At 64.1% G+C, this 15532-nt stretch carries 17 protein-coding genes and 1 pseudogene; 11 read left to right on the top strand and 7 right to left on the bottom strand.

Annotated elements, in window-relative coordinates; genetic code table 11:
• Positions 1 to 57: 57 nt before the first annotated feature.
• The gene (locus HAP47_RS08225) at positions 58 to 972 is read right to left on the bottom strand and encodes a LysR family transcriptional regulator (RefSeq protein ID WP_371821802.1); all 915 of its coding nucleotides are present in this window, start codon (positions 970 to 972) and stop codon (positions 58 to 60) included.
• Between the two features lie 111 nt (positions 973 to 1083).
• On the opposite strand from HAP47_RS08225, the gene HAP47_RS08220 reads away from it, so the two are divergent.
• The 3 genes from HAP47_RS08220 (at position 1084) to rnk (ending at position 2902) form a co-directional block, all read left to right on the top strand.
• Positions 1084 to 1650 (top strand): chromate transporter, encoded by a 567-nt coding sequence (locus tag HAP47_RS08220; protein ID WP_173638677.1) that lies wholly within the window; start codon positions 1084 to 1086, stop codon positions 1648 to 1650.
• Positions 1647 to 2177, top strand: a complete 531-nt coding sequence (locus HAP47_RS08215; RefSeq protein ID WP_173638678.1) for a chromate transporter — start codon at positions 1647 to 1649, stop codon at positions 2175 to 2177. The genes HAP47_RS08220 and HAP47_RS08215 overlap by 4 nt, the downstream gene beginning before the upstream one ends.
• 305 nt (positions 2178 to 2482) lie before the next feature.
• On the top strand, positions 2483 to 2902 hold the full coding sequence (gene rnk / locus HAP47_RS08210) for a nucleoside diphosphate kinase regulator (RefSeq protein ID WP_231168803.1): 420 nt from the start codon (positions 2483 to 2485) through the stop codon (positions 2900 to 2902).
• Between the two features lie 388 nt (positions 2903 to 3290).
• Here the strand turns inward: rnk and HAP47_RS08205 are convergent, their stop codons facing one another.
• Positions 3291 to 3485, bottom strand: a complete 195-nt coding sequence (locus tag HAP47_RS08205; protein ID WP_173638679.1) for a hypothetical protein — start codon at positions 3483 to 3485, stop codon at positions 3291 to 3293.
• 145 nt (positions 3486 to 3630) lie between these two features.
• A complete protein-coding gene (locus HAP47_RS08200; protein WP_173638680.1) occupies positions 3631 to 4695 on the bottom strand; it encodes a ketopantoate reductase family protein in 1065 nt (354 codons plus the stop codon).
• A gap of 214 nt (positions 4696 to 4909) precedes the next feature.
• Between HAP47_RS08200 and HAP47_RS08195 the strand changes: the two genes are divergently transcribed.
• The 6 genes from HAP47_RS08195 (at position 4910) to HAP47_RS08170 (ending at position 11506) form a co-directional block, all read left to right on the top strand.
• Positions 4910 to 6043, top strand: a complete 1134-nt coding sequence (locus tag HAP47_RS08195; protein WP_173638681.1) for a TetR family transcriptional regulator — start codon at positions 4910 to 4912, stop codon at positions 6041 to 6043.
• A 411-nt stretch (positions 6044 to 6454) separates the two neighbouring features.
• Positions 6455 to 7693, top strand: coding sequence for a branched-chain amino acid ABC transporter substrate-binding protein (locus HAP47_RS08190; RefSeq protein WP_173638682.1), 1239 nt, complete (start codon positions 6455 to 6457; stop codon positions 7691 to 7693).
• A gap of 135 nt (positions 7694 to 7828) precedes the next feature.
• Positions 7829 to 8776 carry a branched-chain amino acid ABC transporter permease gene (locus tag HAP47_RS08185; RefSeq protein WP_173638683.1) on the top strand — a complete coding sequence of 316 codons (948 nt, stop codon included), beginning with the start codon at positions 7829 to 7831 and terminating at the stop codon, positions 8774 to 8776.
• Complete coding sequence (locus HAP47_RS08180) at positions 8773 to 10065, top strand: branched-chain amino acid ABC transporter permease (protein WP_173638684.1); 1293 nt, start codon at positions 8773 to 8775, stop codon at positions 10063 to 10065. Before HAP47_RS08185 ends, HAP47_RS08180 begins: the two co-directional genes overlap by 4 nt.
• Entirely contained in the window at positions 10062 to 10811 is a 750-nt protein-coding gene (locus HAP47_RS08175; RefSeq protein ID WP_173638685.1) for an ABC transporter ATP-binding protein, read from the top strand. The genes HAP47_RS08180 and HAP47_RS08175 overlap by 4 nt, the downstream gene beginning before the upstream one ends.
• Positions 10811 to 11506 (top strand): ABC transporter ATP-binding protein, encoded by a 696-nt coding sequence (locus HAP47_RS08170; protein ID WP_173638686.1) that lies wholly within the window; start codon positions 10811 to 10813, stop codon positions 11504 to 11506. Before HAP47_RS08175 ends, HAP47_RS08170 begins: the two co-directional genes overlap by 1 nt.
• Positions 11507 to 11572: 66 nt before the next feature.
• On the opposite strand, the gene HAP47_RS08165 is transcribed toward HAP47_RS08170, so the two are convergent.
• Both HAP47_RS08165 and HAP47_RS08160 read right to left on the bottom strand, forming a co-directional pair.
• On the bottom strand, positions 11573 to 11731 hold the full coding sequence (locus HAP47_RS08165) for a hypothetical protein (protein ID WP_173638687.1): 159 nt from the start codon (positions 11729 to 11731) through the stop codon (positions 11573 to 11575).
• Positions 11732 to 11807: 76 nt separating this feature from the next.
• Positions 11808 to 12770 carry an AraC family transcriptional regulator gene (locus tag HAP47_RS08160; RefSeq protein WP_210285249.1) on the bottom strand — a complete coding sequence of 321 codons (963 nt, stop codon included), beginning with the start codon at positions 12768 to 12770 and terminating at the stop codon, positions 11808 to 11810.
• 397 nt (positions 12771 to 13167) lie between these two features.
• Here HAP47_RS08160 and HAP47_RS08155 point away from each other — a divergent pair, with 397 nt between their 5' ends.
• Positions 13168 to 13722, top strand: coding sequence for a hypothetical protein (locus HAP47_RS08155; protein WP_173638688.1), 555 nt, complete (start codon positions 13168 to 13170; stop codon positions 13720 to 13722).
• Positions 13723 to 13740: 18 nt separating this feature from the next.
• Here the strand turns inward: HAP47_RS08155 and HAP47_RS08150 are convergent, their stop codons facing one another.
• On the bottom strand, positions 13741 to 13872 hold the full coding sequence (locus HAP47_RS08150; RefSeq protein ID WP_173638689.1) for a biotin/lipoyl-containing protein: 132 nt from the start codon (positions 13870 to 13872) through the stop codon (positions 13741 to 13743).
• A gap of 48 nt (positions 13873 to 13920) precedes the next feature.
• A pseudogene (locus HAP47_RS08145) lies at positions 13921 to 14824 on the bottom strand (LysR family transcriptional regulator).
• 68 nt (positions 14825 to 14892) lie between these two features.
• On the opposite strand from HAP47_RS08145, the gene HAP47_RS08140 reads away from it, so the two are divergent.
• Entirely contained in the window at positions 14893 to 15510 is a 618-nt protein-coding gene (locus HAP47_RS08140) for a GNAT family N-acetyltransferase (RefSeq protein WP_173638690.1), read from the top strand.
• Positions 15511 to 15532: the final 22 nt, after the last annotated feature.

Raw genomic sequence — 15532 nt, 5'->3', positions numbered from 1 at the left:
ATTCCACGCCATCCGCGGGGCCTGCGCTGACGCCCGGCTACGTCGCGCGACACTGCCTCAAACGGCCGCCCGGTCCTTCACCCGCCGCGTCACGATCCCGAGCAGGCGGCCGAGCGTGCCGGCGGCGGGGCCCTTCTTGCGGGCCAGCGCGAGCGGCGCGACCAGGCCGGTGGCGCGGTCGAGGTGGAGATAGGACACGCCCGCGGTCTCCAGCCGCGCCATCGATTCCGGCACGATCGAAATGCCGAGCCCCGCCGCGACGAGGCTCAGAGTCGACACCATCCGCGTCGCCTCCTGCGCCACTTTCGGGCTGAAGCCCGCCGCGCGGCAGGCGGCGATGATGCTGTCGTAGAGACCCGGCCCGGTCGGACGGCGGTAGAGGATCAGCGGCTCGTCGGCGAGCGAGGCCAGCGAAATCCGCCGGCGCGTGTCCTTGCGGGCGCGCGGATGATGGTCAGGCAACGCGACCAGCATCTCCTCGTCGAGCAGATGCGTGATCGTGAGATTCTCCAGCCGCTCGCTCGGCGAACGCACGAATGCGGCATCGAGCCGGTCGGCCTCGACGGCTTCGATCAGCTCGCCGGTCGAGGCCTCTTCCAGCGAGAGCGTGATCGCCGGCGCGCGCTCGCGCATTTCGCGCATCACGCCGGTGACGAAGGGATGGAAGGCGGCCGACGAGGTGAAGCCGATCGCGAGCTGGCCCTCTTGGCCGCGGCTCGCGCGGCGCGCGGCTTCCACGGCAAGCTCCGTGTCGCGCAGGATCGCGCGCGCCTTGCCGACGAAGGCACGGCCGGCGGCGGTCAGCTCGACCCCGCGCGGCTGCCGGCGAAACAGCGGCGCCCCGATCGCGGCTTCCAGCGCGCGGATCTGCTGGCTCAGTGGCGGCTGCTGGATGCCGAGCCGCGCGGCGGCGCGGGTGATGTGGCCTTCCTCGGCGACCGCGACGGCATAGCGGAGATGGCGCAGCTCGATCATCAGGCGATCCATATCCAATAGATATGCAAATTCCCGTATCCATATATTGGATATTTGGCTCGCCGCCAACTAAAGTCAGTTCAAGAACGAACCGGAGCCGCCCCGCCGATGGACGCCATACCCGCCGCACAAACCGCCAAGCATGACGCACCTGATGTCGGCGAGTTGTTCACGGGCTTCTTCATTCTCGGACTGACCGGTTTCGGCGGCGTGCTGCCGCTGGCGCGCCACATGATGGTGGAGAAGCGCCGCTGGCTGACCGGCGCCGAGTTCACCGATTTGCTCGGGCTCTGCCAGTTCCTGCCCGGCGGCAACATCATCAACATGTCGGTGGCGGTCGGGCTGAAGTTTCGCGGCATCCCCGGCGCCATCGCTTCGATCCTGGGCCTGATCGCGGTGCCGACCGCGGTCGTGATCGGCCTCGGCGTGATCTATGGCCGCTTCGCCGACGATCCGGTGGTGCGCCATCTGTTCGGCGGCCTCGCCGCGGCGGCAGCCGGGCTCCTGATCTCCACCGCGATCAAGATCGCCTGGCCGTTGCGCCGCGACGGGCTCGGCCTCGTCATCGGCGCGCTCTGCGTGCTGGCGATCGCGGTGTTCAGATTGCCGCTGCTGCCGACGCTATTGACGCTCGCGCCGCTCAGCATCGTCCTGCGATCGAGGCAGGCGTCATGACCGCAACCCTGGTCACGCTCGCACTGATTTTCGCCGAGCTCTCGCTGCTCGCCTTCGGCGGCGGCAACACCATCCTGCCGGAGATGCAGCGCCAGGTGGTCGACATTCATCACTGGATGACGGCGCAGGAATTCGGCGCGCTGTTCGCGCTGGCGCAGGCCGCACCGGGACCGAACATGATGGTCGTCCCGCTGGTCGGCTGGCATGTCGCCGGCTTCCCGGGCGTACTGGTGACCTCGCTCGCCAAGTTCGGGCCGTCGTCGCTCGTCACCGGCTTCGCGCTTCGGCTCTGGGAACGCTTCAAGGACCGGCCGTGGCGCCGCACAGTGCAGGCCGGGCTCGTACCGGTCACCGCCGGCCTCGTCACCGCCAGCGCCATCGTCATCACCCAAGCCTCCGCCTCGAGCTCGGGCACCATCCTGATCGCGGCAATGGTCGCGATCGCCACCACCACCACCCGCATCCATCCGCTGCTCGCGCTCGCCGCCGGTGCGGTGCTCGGCCTAACCGGCATCGGCCAGCCCTGAGCAGAGCCTGTTCGGGGACGGCGCGGCGCGTGCGCGCTTTCGCCGCAATGGATGCAGCGTCGCGAGCGGCTATGTTGACGGTGCCATGATCGACATGTTGAGCATCGACACCCGAATTGCGCGCCTCGGTTTGCGCGCTGGACGTCTGCACGCAGGCAATTAGCCGGCCGGCGATCGCGCGCCGTCCGGATTCTCGACACCGTCAAAATCATAACGTCATCAAAATCATTCGGCCCGTCGCATCGCGCGAGACATCCGCGCGCAGGCGTCGCCGCGCGTGCGATCAACTGCAAAGATCAACCGACATGACCCGAACCATTCAGAACGACTTTACCGCTCCTGCATTGCCGCCGATCGTCATCACCGCGAGCGAGGCGCATCGCCTCAGCGCGCTGGCCGATTCCAGCATGGCGGTGTTTCCGCGCGTGGCCCAGTTCCTTGCCCGCGAGACCGATCGGGCCCGGGTCGTCGCCGACGATTCCGAATTGCCCGACGTGGTCCGCATGGGCGCGCGCGTGCGCTACCGCGACGACGAGACCGGCGACGTCAGGGAGGTCGTGCTGGTGTACCCGCATGAGGCCGACATCGCGCTGCGGCGCATTTCGGTGCTGACGCCGGTCGGCGCCGCGTTGATCGGGCTTTCAGTCGGTCAGACGATCGATTTCCAGACGCCGAGCCACCAGACACGCGCGGTGACGATTCTGGCCGTGAAGCAGCAGAGCTAGCAGTCGCTTTGAGGGCGACTGATTCCCCGTAAGAGAACCACCGGCGGAAGGGCTCCCTCCCCCCTTGCGGGCAGGGCGATCGCCTATGGCAAAAAATTCGGTTGTTCCGAAAGAAACGGGCAGAATCGTTCTGCATTCGATTCCACTTCGTTCGCGATCCGATTCAGTTTCGGGCTGCATCTCCGAGCCATATGCGATTGCCCTGCCCTTGCGGGAGAGGGTTGGGGAGAGGGGTACCATACGGCGGTCTCTTTCGGCAGAGTCTTGAACCAGACACGACATAGGTGTTGCGATAGCGACGCGCATTCGATCATCTCGCCCGGGCTCCCCACCCTCTTCGACGTGCTCACCCCACGTGCTGGCGCTATCAGAATGCTCAGCGTGTAACTTACGCGGCCAGACCGCACTGTTCCATTTCCAGCCCGTGCCGGCGCCCGCGCGCGATGCCCTCGGCGATCGCCTTCACGACGATCTCGGCGTCGTCGGGGGAAAGCTGGTCGAGCGGTTGCCAGGCGCGCATGATATCGCGCGCGCGGTCCAGGTGGCCGTAGATTGCAAGGAGAGGCAGCGATTTGATCGGCATGTCCGTGGCTCCCAACCGCAACTGCGCGAGCCTACCTCACCTGGGCAGGTCGAGCCATGCGTTCGGCAGCCGCGATCGCAGGCTTTGCTGATCGCCGATGCATGGCGAGGGCGCTCCCGCCCCGCCCCCGCCAACGCGCGCTCTGCTACTCAGCGCCCGAGCCGCCCTGCACGATCTTCTCGTTCAGCTTCTGGTCGACGGTCTCGACGGTGCGGTCGATCTCGGCGCTCGGCGTGCCGAGCTGATGCGAGATCAGCTTCACCAGCAGATCGACGCGCTCGATGAACGGTGCGCCGGCGGCGACCGCGCGGGCCGCCGATGACGGCTTGAGCAGGCTTTCCGCCGCCTTGGCGTATTTCGCGAACGGCACCTGATCGGCCGGATCGGCGCCGAGCTTCCGCGCGATCGCGTCAACATGATCATAGATCGCCTGCGAGCGCTTGAGGTCGCCGTGCACGGCGTCGCGGATCGATTGCGGCTCCGATGGCGTGATGCAGCGATAGTTGCCGGTCAGCAGCATCGACCATTTCGCCAGCGGCACGAACAGCGAATCGAAGACTTTCAGCTTCACCGGAACGTCCTGGCCGTCGAGCGTCACCGCGTCGATGTCGGCTTCGAGCTCGCGCAGCACCTTGTTGTGCTTCTCGTCGGCGAAAACGGAGGCCTTGAAATTGGTCGGCAGGCCGACATGCAGCACATTCGCCTTCTCCTCCGGCGGACGGAACGCCTGCGGATCCGGCGAGCACAGCGTCACCAGTCCCGGCTCGAAGCGCTCCCAGACCTGGGCGTTGGTGTAGGCCTCCTCGAGGTCCATGCCGGCGAGCGCGGGGATCCGCTTCAGATACGGCAGCGGCGGCATGTTCATGATCGACAGGCAGGGCAGCTTCGCCGCCGCGATCTTGATCATCAGCACGCGAACGGTGTGGTTGGTGTATTGCGGCTCCTGCATCGCCAGCCCAACCATGTCGTAACGCGATACGTCGACATCGGCGGGCGTGACGGCGTCGAGCTTGCCCGGCAGGTCGCGCGAGAAGATCGAGCGATGCTCCTTCTCGTCACGCAGCTTGATGCGCACCTCGGTGCCGTCGCGGTTGATCAGGTCCGCAGTGTTCTTCCGGCACACCAGGGACACGTTGTGCCCCGCCATCAGAAGCTTGGTCCCCAGCAGGGAGCCGTAGGAAGCCCCAAGGATCAGAATGTTGCGCGCCATGCTCTCTCCAAAAGCCGCTGGTGTATGGTATACCAATGTCTATCGCAGATCGACAACCTGCTGCCAAGGGGATTATCTCGCGTACGGATTTTCGTTCCGCGATCAGGAAGGGCATTCGAGCTTGCAAGTCGCCGCCGACCCGACGGATCGGGCTGAAGAAATCCTCCTTTCAGCTTCCCGGCTGTTTGCCCGCCACTCCTACGCGAACGTGACGATGGAGCAGGTCGCGGCGTCCGTGCAGGCCGTGCCGGGCGCGCTGTACCACTATTTCCGCGACAAGGAAGATCTGATCTTCCACTGCTATCTGCGGGGACTAGCGATCTATCGGTATGAGATTGAAACGGCGGCCGAACCCGGTATCGATGGGCTCGAGATCGTCAGGCGCTTTGTGCGCGGCAGGCTGCGGTCCGAAGCCCAGCGCATGATCCTGTTCACCGATATCGATGCGCTTGCTGCGCCCTACAGCAGCGAAGTCCACGCCAAGCGCTGGCAGAATGCCGCGCGGCTTGCGGAAATTCTGGATCGGGGCGTAGCGGACGGCTCGATCGCCTGCGACGAACCGCTGCTCACGGCGGTGGCGCTCATCTCCATCCTGGACTGGGTGCCGTTCTGGCTGTCCGAACGCGACTACTACACGCGCCAGCAGGCGATCGATGCCATCGATGACATCATCACGCACGGGGTTTACCGGCGCGAGATCGCGGTTCCCGAAATGCCCGAACCGCTCAGCCTTGCCCCATTCCTGGCGTCTCGCGCGGCGTTGAACAAGCGGGCCGCGAAGTTCGACAGGATGCTTTCGATTGCTTCCGACAGCTTCAACCGCAGGGGCGCATCGGGCACATCGCTCGAGAGCATCGCTGTCGATGCAGGCATGACCCGCGCCGGCATCTACTATCACTTCAGCGAAAAGGAGAGCCTGTTGCTGGCTTGCCTGCGACGCGGGCTCGCCGGCGAGATCAGCATTCGCGAGCACCTGCAGGACCAGCGCCTCGGCGCGTTCGATCACATCGTGCAGAGGATCCGCTTGCTGTTGATGCTGCACGACACGCCCTGCGGCCCGAAGGCGACCTACCACAACATCAACTATCTCAACGACGTCGACCGGAAGGCCTATGTCAGTCAGGTGCTGGCGACGATCCGGCAGGACCAGGACAGCTATCAGCGCTGGATCGACGAGGGTCGCTTCCGCCGCATCGATACCTACTTCGCGGAGCGTATTCTGACCGGAATGGGCCATTGGTATCCGATCTGGTTCAAGACCAGGCGCGACTGGTCTCCAGCAGAGATCGCCGATCATTTCGCGCGGTTGTTTCTCTCGGGGCTCAAGCCGCGCCGGCATCCGGCGTAGATCCATCCCCACGGAAGCAATCCCCAATTTTCGCCTTCCCCCTGAAAGGGGGAAGGTCGGGATGGGGGTCCAGCCGCAGGCTACGCTGTACGCGGAGAGAGCCGATCCCCACCCGCTTCGCTCTCGCGAGCGAAGCAACCTCCCCTTTTCAAGGGGAGGTTGGAGTCGGGCCGCGGACAACGTCAGTTCCAAATGAACCACCGAACGGGCGCAGGCCTCATCCAAAAGTTTACCTGCAATTCAAAACAGCGACCGATTCCGAAGGCATATAGCCTATAACATCATACTACCTTCCGCTAAAACTTGACACCATATTCAAAGCGAAAGTTGCGAAGGCGCGGCAATTGGGGTTATGAGACGGCCTCGATCATTCAAGATCAATCAGAAACATGAGCAAGGGAGGAACGCAGGATGCATAAGCTGATCGTTGCCGCCGCGGCAGCGCTGACGGTGTTGGGAGGCGCGGCGTCCGCGCAGGAAACCATCAAGATCGGCTATATCGATCCGCTCTCCGGCGGCGGCGCCAGCGTTGGCGAAGGCGGCCTGAAGACGTTTCAGTACCTCGCCGACGAATTGAACGCCAAGGGCGGCATCCTCGGCCACAAGGTCGAAATCGTCCCGCTCGACAACAAGACCAATCCGCAGGAAAGCCTGGTGCAGGCGCAGAAGGCGGTCGACGCCGGCATCCACTACATCACCCAGGGCAACGGCTCGTCGGTCGGTGCGGCGCTGGAAGATTTCGTCACCAAGAACAATTCGCGCAATCCCGGCAAGGAAGTGCTCTACTTCAACTACGCCGCGGTCGATCCGAGCATGACCAACGAGAAGTGCAGCTACTGGCATTTCCGCTGGGATGCGAACTCGGACATCAAGATGGCCGCGCTGACCAACTACATGAAGGGCCAGCCGTCGATCAAGAAGGTCTATCTGATCAACATGGACTACTCGTTCGGCCAGTCGGTGCGATCAGAAGCGCGCAAGATGCTGGGCGAAAAGCGGCCGGATATCCAGATCGTCGGCGACGAATTGCATCCGATGCTCAAGGTCACCGACTTCTCGCCCTACATCGCCAAGATCAAGGCGTCCGGCGCCGACACGGTCGTGACCGGCAATTGGGGCCAGGACTTCGCGCTGCTGCTGAAGGCCGCGGCCGATGCCGGCCTCAAGGTCAACTGGTACACCTATTATGCCGGTGGCGCCGGTGGACCGACCGCGATCAAGCAGACCGGTCTCGACCACCAGGTGTTCCAGATCAGCGAGGGCATCCCCAACTCCGGCAACAAGGCGGCGATGGATTTCGAGAAGGACTTCCGCGCCAAGACCGGCATTTCCGTGTGGTATCCGCGCGCCGTCAATGAGATGCGGATGTTCAAGGCCGCCGCCGAAAAGGCCAATTCGATCGATCCGGTGAAAGTCGCGGCTGCACTCGAGGGCATGAAGTTCGAAGTGTTCGACGGCGGCGACGGCTTCATGCGCAAGGACGACCACCAGTTCTTCCAGCCGATCATCATCTCCTCGTTCGGAACGTTGGGCGACAAGGCCAAGGAGCCGTTCGACGAAGAGAACACCGGCTGGGGTTGGCACCCCGTCTCCAAGATCGACACCGATCAGACGATGCTTCCGACCACCTGCAACATGAAGCGGCCCTGATCGGCCGCTGGAAAGCGCCTCCGCGACCACAGGGTTGCGGAGGCGTTCGCCTTCCGGCAGCGTGGTGGTGCCGTAGTTCATTTCACCGACAGGTTATTGATCACGTGAACCGTTCCAGTCTCAAGCGGGTGCGCCGTGGCTGAGCTCATCGTCATCTCGACGCTCAACGGCGTCCTGTTCGGCATGCTGTTGTTTCTGCTGTCCAGCGGGCTCACCGTCATCTTCAGCATGATGGGCGTGCTCAACTTCGCGCATGCGAGCTTCTACATGCTGGGCGCGTTCTTCGGCTTTCAGCTCACCCGCTGGATCGGCTTCTGGCCGGCGCTGGTGATCGCACCATTGCTGGTCGGCGTGGTCGGCATGGGCGTCGAGCGTTACGGCCTGCGCAACACCCACAAGCACGGCCATGTCGCCGAACTGCTGCTGACCTTCGGTCTCGCCTTCGCCATCGAGGAAATCGTCTCGATGATCTGGGGCAAGAGCCCGGTCGACTATCGGGTCCCGGCGGCACTCGACTTTCCGGCCTTCACCGTGTTCTCCACCAACTACCCCGCCTACAAGATCTTCATGCTGGTGGTCTCGGTCGTGATCTTCATCGCGCTCCTGGTCACGCTGAAGCGGACGCGGGTCGGCCTCATCGTGCAGGCCGCGCTGACCCATCCGAGCATGGTCGGCCATCTCGGCCACAATGTCGGCCGCGTCTTCATGCTGGTGTTCGGCGTCGGCAGCGCGCTCGCGGGTCTCGCCGGCGTGATCGCCGGTCCCTCGCTGGTGACGCAGTCCGACATGGCCGCGCTGCTCGGCCCGATCCTGTTCGTCGTCATCGTGTTCGGCGGCCTCGGCTCGCTGCCCGGCGCCTTCATCGCATCGCTCCTGATCGGGCTGATCCAGACCTTTGCGGTCGCGCTCAATGGTTCGCTCGCCAGCGTGTTCGGGCCGCTCGATCCGAGCCTCGGCGCCTCGCCCCTCACCGATATCTGGAACGTCACGATCGCGCAGATCGCGCCGATCCTGCCCTATCTGCTGCTGGTGCTGGTCCTGATCTTCCGCCCCATGGGCCTGCTGGGGACGCGCGAGTCATGACGAACGCTGTGACCCCCGCTCGCGCCGCGGCCAAGCAAGAGTCCGGCGGCGCCCTGAGCTTCTATGGCGTCTGGCTGATCGCAGCGGCCGCGCTCGTCGTGCTGCCGCTGGTGTTCTCGTCCGGTGGCTCGCTGACCTCGTTCAGCCTGATCGGCATCGCGATCATCTTCGCGCTGTCCTACAACATCCTGCTCGGCCAGACCGGGCTATTGTCGTTCGGACATGCCGTGCAGTACGGCCTCGGCGGCTTCCTCGCCGTCCACGCCATGAACGCCGTCGCGAGTCACAACTGGCCGGTCCCGCTGCCGGTGATCCCGCTGGTCGGCGGCATCGGCGGCATGGCCTTTGCTCTGGTGGTCGGCTGGGTCATGACCAAGCGCGCCGGCACCGTGTTTGCGATGATCTCGCTCGGCATCGGCGAGCTGGTCGCCTCGTCGTCGCTGATCCTGCGCAGCGTGTTCGGCGGCGAATCCGGCATCACCACCGACCGCACCTCGCTGATGCCGCTTTTCGGCTGGACCTTCGGGCCGCAGATTCAGGTCTACTACCTGATCGCGTTCTGGGTGATGGTCTCGGCGATCGCGATGTACGCGCTGACCCGCACGCCGCTCGGGCGCATCTGCAACGCGGTGCGCGACAATCCGGAGCGCGTCGAGTTCATCGGCTACGATCCGCATGTGGTGCGCTATCTCGCCTACATGTTCGCCGGCTTCTTCGCCGGCATCGCCGGCGGCCTCGCCGCGATCAATTTCGAGATCGCCAACTCGGCCTATCTCGGCGCGACGCAGTCGGGCCTGGTGCTGTTCGCAGCCTTCATTGGTGGCACCGCCTATTTCTTCGGTCCGATCCTCGGCGCCATCCTGGTGACGTATCTGCAGCTCGGGCTGACCAACGTTACCTCGGTCTGGCAGCTCTATTTCGGCATCATCTTCATCGCCATCGTGATGTTCGCGCCGGGTGGCATCGCCGGCATCTTGATGAAGCACCGTCCGCTGATCCGCGCCGGCACGCTCGGCACCGTGATCCCGTCCTATCTGGTCGCGGCGATCCCGACGCTGGCGCTGGCGCTCGGCATCATCCTCAGCATCGAGACCGTCGCGCGCTTCTCCGGCGGCGACGCCATCAATCTGCTCGGCATTCCCTTCGCCGCCACCGCGCCGACAACCTGGGCAACTGCGGCGATTCTCGTCGTCGGCGGCTTCCTGGTCGCGCGCATCACCTGGCGGCGCGTTGCGGAAGCCTGGGATCGTGCCGCGACGGTGGCTCGTGATCGGGGGTATCTGGCATGACCGCTGCCATCCAAGTCAACGCCGTCGAGAAGAGCTTCGGCAATGTCGCCATCATCCGCGACCTCAATTTGAGCGTCGCCAAGGGCGAGCGTCACGCCATCATCGGCCCGAACGGCGCCGGCAAGTCGACGACGTTCAACCTGATCAGCGGCCACATCAAGCCGACCTCCGGCGAGATCCGGCTGAACGGCGAGGTCACCTCGGGGCTGCGGCCGTTCGAGATCAACCGGCGCGGCCTGTCGCGCTCGTTCCAGGTCACCAACGTGTTCGCCCGCATGACGGTGTGGGAGAACGTCCGCTGCGCCGTGCTGTGGGCGACCGGCCACCGCTACGCGTTTTGGAAGAACGTCGACAACCTGGCCGAGGTGAAGCAGCGCACCGCGCAGATACTCGACGACATCCATCTCAGCCATCGCCGCGACGTGCCGGCGGGCCTGCTCACCTATGCCGAGCAGCGCGAGCTCGAGATCGGCATCACGATCGCGGGCGGCGCCAGCGTCATCATGCTGGACGAACCGACCGCGGGCATGAGCCACGCCGAGACCGAGCGCGCCGTCGCGCTGATCCGCCGCCTCACCGAGGGACGCACGCTCGTGATCGTCGAGCACGACATGAGCGTGGTGTTCGGCCTCGCCGACCGCATCTCGGTCTTGGTCTACGGCCACATCATCGCCTCCGGCACCCCGGAAGAAATCCGCGGCAATCCGAAGGTCAAGGAAGCCTATCTCGGCGAGGAGGTCGACTGATGCTCGAGGTCAGGAATCTCCACGCCTATTACGGCAAGAGCCACATCCTTCAGGGTGTCGATCTCGACATCGCCGCCGGCGAGGTCGTCAGCCTGCTCGGGCGCAACGGCGTCGGCCGCTCGACCACCGTCAAGGCGATCATGGGCGAGGTACCGCCGCAAGGCACCATCCGCTTCAAGGGCAAGGACATCGCGGGCCTGCCGAGCCACAAGATCGCCCGCCTCGGGCTCGGCTACGTGCCCGAGCATCGCGACATCTTCCCGAGCCTGACGGTGCGCCAGAACCTGATCCTCGGCATCAAGGACCCGCGCCGTCCCGGCAAGTGGCGGCTGCAGGAGATGCTCGACATGTTCCCCAACCTCGCCCGCCGCGCCGACACGCCGGCCGGCGTGCTCTCGGGCGGCGAGAAGCAGATGCTGACCACCTGCCGCACGCTGCTCGGCGATCCCGAATTGATGATGATCGACGAACCGACCGAGGGCCTCGCGCCACTGATCGTGCAGCAGGTCGGCGAGCTGATCGCGCGGATCGCCAAGGCCGGCGTCGCCATCCTGCTGGTCGAGCAGAAGCTCTCGATCGCGATGAAGATCTCGAACCGCGTCTACATCATGGGCCACGGCCGCGTGGTGTTCGAAGGCACCCCCGAGCAGTTGAAGGCGAACGCCGCCGTCCGCGAGGAATGGCTGGAGGTTTGAGGCGAGGTGACGTCCGGGCCGCCGTGGTCTCAAGGAATCCACAAATGTCGGCGTCGCGACACCGGGTCAATTCAGGAAAACGACCCAGATCAGCGCAATCAAGAGACTGTGAAACAAAACTATCGAAGCCAGGAACAGCCAGTCGTCTTTGCTCATAAAGCCGAACACCGCGACCCTGGTGCGGCGCCAGCGAAGCGCGAGTCGAGACAAGAAGCTTGAACGCATGGCACTCGCCTAGCGGAATACGGCCCGCCAAGTCTTGCTGTTCTGTGCCAGGGATTTGAGGGCTTGTGTCAGCCCATCACCGAATGCCGTTCGAATCACGATAGGCCGTGGGCGTGAGGCCTGTCCAGCGGACGAAAGCATGTGTGAACGAGCTGACCTCGCTGTAGCCCAGCAACCATGCGATTTGAGAAATCGGCAGCTCCGCTTCTTCAAGGTAGCGGCGCGCAAGTCCGATTCGAAACGTCTCGAGAACATTCAGAAAGCCCGCCCCCTCGGACGACAGTGCCCGAGCGAGCGTTCTCCGACTCATACCAAGACGGCGCGCAATAGCCTCGGAATTGGCTTTGCCGTGCGGAAGCAACTGGGCGATCTGATCTTCAACGCGAGACCGCACGCTGGTCCGTCCCGATGCCCGGTGGCTTAGCGCCTCGTCGGCATATTGAAGCAACATCTTGTTAAGGTGCAGATCAGCCCCCACGACAGGTAATGCACCAATCTGCGAAGAAAACAGGAGGTCATCCCTATCCGCTGCAAACTTGATCTCGCAACCCAGAAGAGATCGCACTTCCAGAGGCGTTTCGCGCCTGTAGTGCTTCAACTGAATTCGCCTTGGGACCAACCTGCCGTCAGTCAATGCTCGGCAAATACGGACAAGCGCAATCAGCCAAAATTCTGCGTGGTGGCGATCGGACGACCGGTCGATGTTGACATACTCGAATCCGATTGCGAAGCCGCGGGCCAGAGATATCCGCAGCCGCACGCCTTCGTTGTTGATCGCGCAGTAGCGTCCCGCATTTTGCAGAGCGTCGGCGAGATCCTCCGATGAGGCCATGACGTAATACAGAAGCCCGATCTCCCCCATCTCAAAACCCTGCGCCAGATGGAATCCGAAGCAGTCGTCCTGCAGTTCCTTGGCCGCGAGCTCAAGCAGTCTCATCTGCGCCCGCGCGTCGATGCGGCACTTGCGGTCCTCAACATCATTGATCGTCAGGCCTGCGGCTGACACGATCGGAGCAAGTTCAATTTGTGCATCGCGCATTCGGGCGCATGCGAGACGCGCTACCCCCCCGGCAGAGCTCGGTATCGATGGCGAGGCGCTTACGAGGCGTTTGGCGATCTTCATCTGGCACCGGACTATGTCGTCGCTAAACGTCGACGGCTTCGAGCACCGTATTTTGACCTATGTCAAACAAGGCCATCCGTTCGAGGCATCCAGCCTGACAAAACCTCGCAATTAAATGACCCAGGTTCACAAGACGCCATGGAAGCAAATCATCTAGCCAATTGCTTCGCGCCGTTCCATTTCTGCCTTGAAACGACGGCAGTTGGCGTCCAATTGGACCCGCAAGGGCGAACCTATAATGCGCTTGGTCAAGCATGCAAATTCGGCGGAAGGGACGTTCGCCGCCGAAACGACTGGCCGTTTGAGTTAAGTCGTGGTTCGCCAAACACGCGCCCAACTGAGCGGCGTTCATCGTTCAATTCATTTCCTCATCATTGAAGCCGAGGCTGCGGGCACTTGGCGTTACTCGTTTTTCATCGGCGATCGCAACTTCTCGGGAACGGTCCAGGCGGTCTTGGGATTGCTGGCGGCTCGCCGCGTAAGGATGAAGATCGATCGGGTGTTAAGGCAAAACGCGTCAATAGAGGCCCATACCGACACCGCGTTCGAGCCGGATGTGCCTCCCAATCCAATCGCGCCCCCGCCCGCAGCAAGGAGCACCGCTTCAAACACCTTCCGCGACCGTCCAGAGTTGACGTCGCCGCAGTCCGAAGGTTCGAGCACCGTCGCGTTTACCTGCGCCGGCTGCAGCGTCATCTACCAGACCGTGCAGGTCAGCACTGCGGCGAAGGGAGTCTTCCGCTGCACGGCCTGTTGCCGGCCGGTCCATCGCTGGGATGGCGCGTATGATTATCACAGCTGGCAGCGGCTGGAGATGGAGGTCGAGACGCTCCCTCTGCTCGTCCCACCGACCGATCCCAAAGAATAGCGCCGCTGCGCAGCCCCGCTAACCCGGCCGGATCAACGCCACGACGTCGCCCGCATGCAGTGTCCGGCCGGGCTTCACCGGCACCGACGTAATCCTGACCGCGTTTGGCGCGTGCACGCTGATCTCCATCTTCATGGACTTGACGGCCACCCAAGCTCGCCTGAAGCGCCGCATCAGGGCAAAGCGGCACGGATCGGGTCAGGCTGGAGCGCGGGGGGGCTTCCTGTATTCCGCGGTCTCGGCGCGAAGCAGGTCGCAGAATTCGAGCGCAAGACGGCTGCGCGGCCGTTGCGATGGAAACAGCAGCACGGTGGTGATCTCCAGCCGCGGCGTGAACGGCTTGAGCACGATCCGGGCGCTGGCAAAATCCCGCGCCACGACGGGATCGACGATCGAGAAGCCCAGCCCCTGCGCAACCAGAGCGCAGCGCTGCATGCTGTACTGAATCTCCGCCACCGTTCTGACCACGACCCCGGCGTCTTCGAAGGCGCGTTCGATGCGGCGCGCCTGGGGCTGGCGCAATCATCGCCTCGCCGTGCAGGTCCTTTGGCATGATCAATCGCTTGGACCGCAGCCGGTGCTGACGCGGCAGCACGCAGATGGCGTCGGTCGTCATCAGCAGTTCGTCGTCGACCGCTGCAAAACCCGACTGGGGTCGCGCCAGCCCGACATCGCACTGGCCCGCAGCAACCAGACTCCAGACCCGTTCAGGGCTATGCACGGCGACCGACAGCATGATGCCAGGGTTCTTCCAGGAGAAGTTGCTGACGATCCGCGGCATCAACGAATAGGTGAATGCCGGAAGGCAGGCGATCCTCAGCGTCCCGCTGCCCCGCGCGCGAATGCCGCGCGCCGCACGCGCCAGATACTCCAGCCCGGCCTGGTTGCGCTCCACCTCATGCAGGAATATCTCGCCTTCCGGCGTCAGCGTGACGCCGCCGCGCCCGCGTTCGAACAGCGCGAAGCCGATCTCGCGCTCCAGCCGCGCGATGGCGCGACTGACGAAGGGCTGCCCGATCCGCAGGCTCAGGGCGGCCTTGGTGATTCCGTTGTGACGCACGACCTCGCGAAACAGGTCAACGTGTCTCGGATTCAGTGACATGACCAATCCGCATATGAACTGCCATTCCGGTCATTTGACGGCATGTTGGTTCGATGCGTCAATAGGGCATGCAATTCGCAGCCAGCCATGCCGCCTTGGCCACCGACCGCATCCTGCTGACCAGGATCCACGGTTCCGAGATCGCGCGGGTGAAGCCGCTCGGGGACGCCGGCATGCTTCGGCAGCTCGATCGCGGCGGCTCCGGCCAGGCGGCGACCACGCGCCTGACAGCCACGCTGAGCTGCGCGAGCGTCACGGCCGCGTTCGCGATCGAGGACGCCGGGTCAGGCGACATCATCGGCCTCACCGCATTCGCGGCGCTCGAGCCGGACGAGAAGCGGGCGACGCTTGCGCCGATCTGGAGCAGCGGACGGTTGGACGAGGTCCTGCTCATCAGCCACGTCGCGCATCTCATGACGCGGTATGCTTTCGAGGTGCTCGCCGTCGAGCGGGCCGAGGTGCATCTGGATTGGCGCCTGCGGCGTACGCTCGAGCTCTACACCGGCCTCGGCTTCCACTGCGAGGGACGGCTTCGCGCCTATTTTGCTTGCGATGAAGGTCCATCCGCCGACGCTGCGCTCCTCAGCGTGGTACGCTCCGGATGGCCTGCCATCGCCGACCGGCAGCGCCGGCTCCTTGCCAACGAGGCGTGGCGTTGTCGGCTTCCGTCCGATCGTCCCCCATAACGCCATGACCGGGACACGACCG

Origin of the sequence: Bradyrhizobium sp. 41S5 (genome assembly GCF_011516665.3) — a bacterium.
GTDB classification, from domain to species: Bacteria; Pseudomonadota; Alphaproteobacteria; order Rhizobiales; family Xanthobacteraceae; genus Bradyrhizobium; species Bradyrhizobium quebecense.
This window is presented reverse-complemented; position numbering and strand designations above follow the sequence as displayed.

Excerpts from the sequence above, each read along its gene's own strand:
- HAP47_RS08200 (WP_173638680.1), bottom strand. The coding sequence starts at position 4,695 with ATGGCGCGCAACATTCTGATCCTTGGGGCTTCCTACGGCTCCCTGCTG.
- HAP47_RS08220 (WP_173638677.1), top strand. The coding sequence starts at position 1,084 with ATGGACGCCATACCCGCCGCACAAACCGCCAAGCATGACGCACCTGAT.
- HAP47_RS08175 (WP_173638685.1), top strand. The coding sequence starts at position 10,062 with ATGACCGCTGCCATCCAAGTCAACGCCGTCGAGAAGAGCTTCGGCAAT.
- HAP47_RS08190 (WP_173638682.1), top strand. The coding sequence starts at position 6,455 with ATGCATAAGCTGATCGTTGCCGCCGCGGCAGCGCTGACGGTGTTGGGA.
- HAP47_RS08195 (WP_173638681.1), top strand. The coding sequence starts at position 4,910 with ATGGAGCAGGTCGCGGCGTCCGTGCAGGCCGTGCCGGGCGCGCTGTAC.
- HAP47_RS08215 (WP_173638678.1), top strand. The coding sequence starts at position 1,647 with ATGACCGCAACCCTGGTCACGCTCGCACTGATTTTCGCCGAGCTCTCG.
- rnk (WP_231168803.1), top strand. The coding sequence starts at position 2,483 with ATGACCCGAACCATTCAGAACGACTTTACCGCTCCTGCATTGCCGCCG.
- HAP47_RS08205 (WP_173638679.1), bottom strand. The coding sequence starts at position 3,485 with ATGCCGATCAAATCGCTGCCTCTCCTTGCAATCTACGGCCACCTGGAC.
- HAP47_RS08165 (WP_173638687.1), bottom strand. The coding sequence starts at position 11,731 with ATGCGTTCAAGCTTCTTGTCTCGACTCGCGCTTCGCTGGCGCCGCACC.
- HAP47_RS08140 (WP_173638690.1), top strand. The coding sequence starts at position 14,893 with ATGCAATTCGCAGCCAGCCATGCCGCCTTGGCCACCGACCGCATCCTG.
- HAP47_RS08180 (WP_173638684.1), top strand. The coding sequence starts at position 8,773 with ATGACGAACGCTGTGACCCCCGCTCGCGCCGCGGCCAAGCAAGAGTCC.
- HAP47_RS08170 (WP_173638686.1), top strand. The coding sequence starts at position 10,811 with ATGCTCGAGGTCAGGAATCTCCACGCCTATTACGGCAAGAGCCACATC.
- HAP47_RS08160 (WP_210285249.1), bottom strand. The coding sequence starts at position 12,770 with ATGCGCGATGCACAAATTGAACTTGCTCCGATCGTGTCAGCCGCAGGC.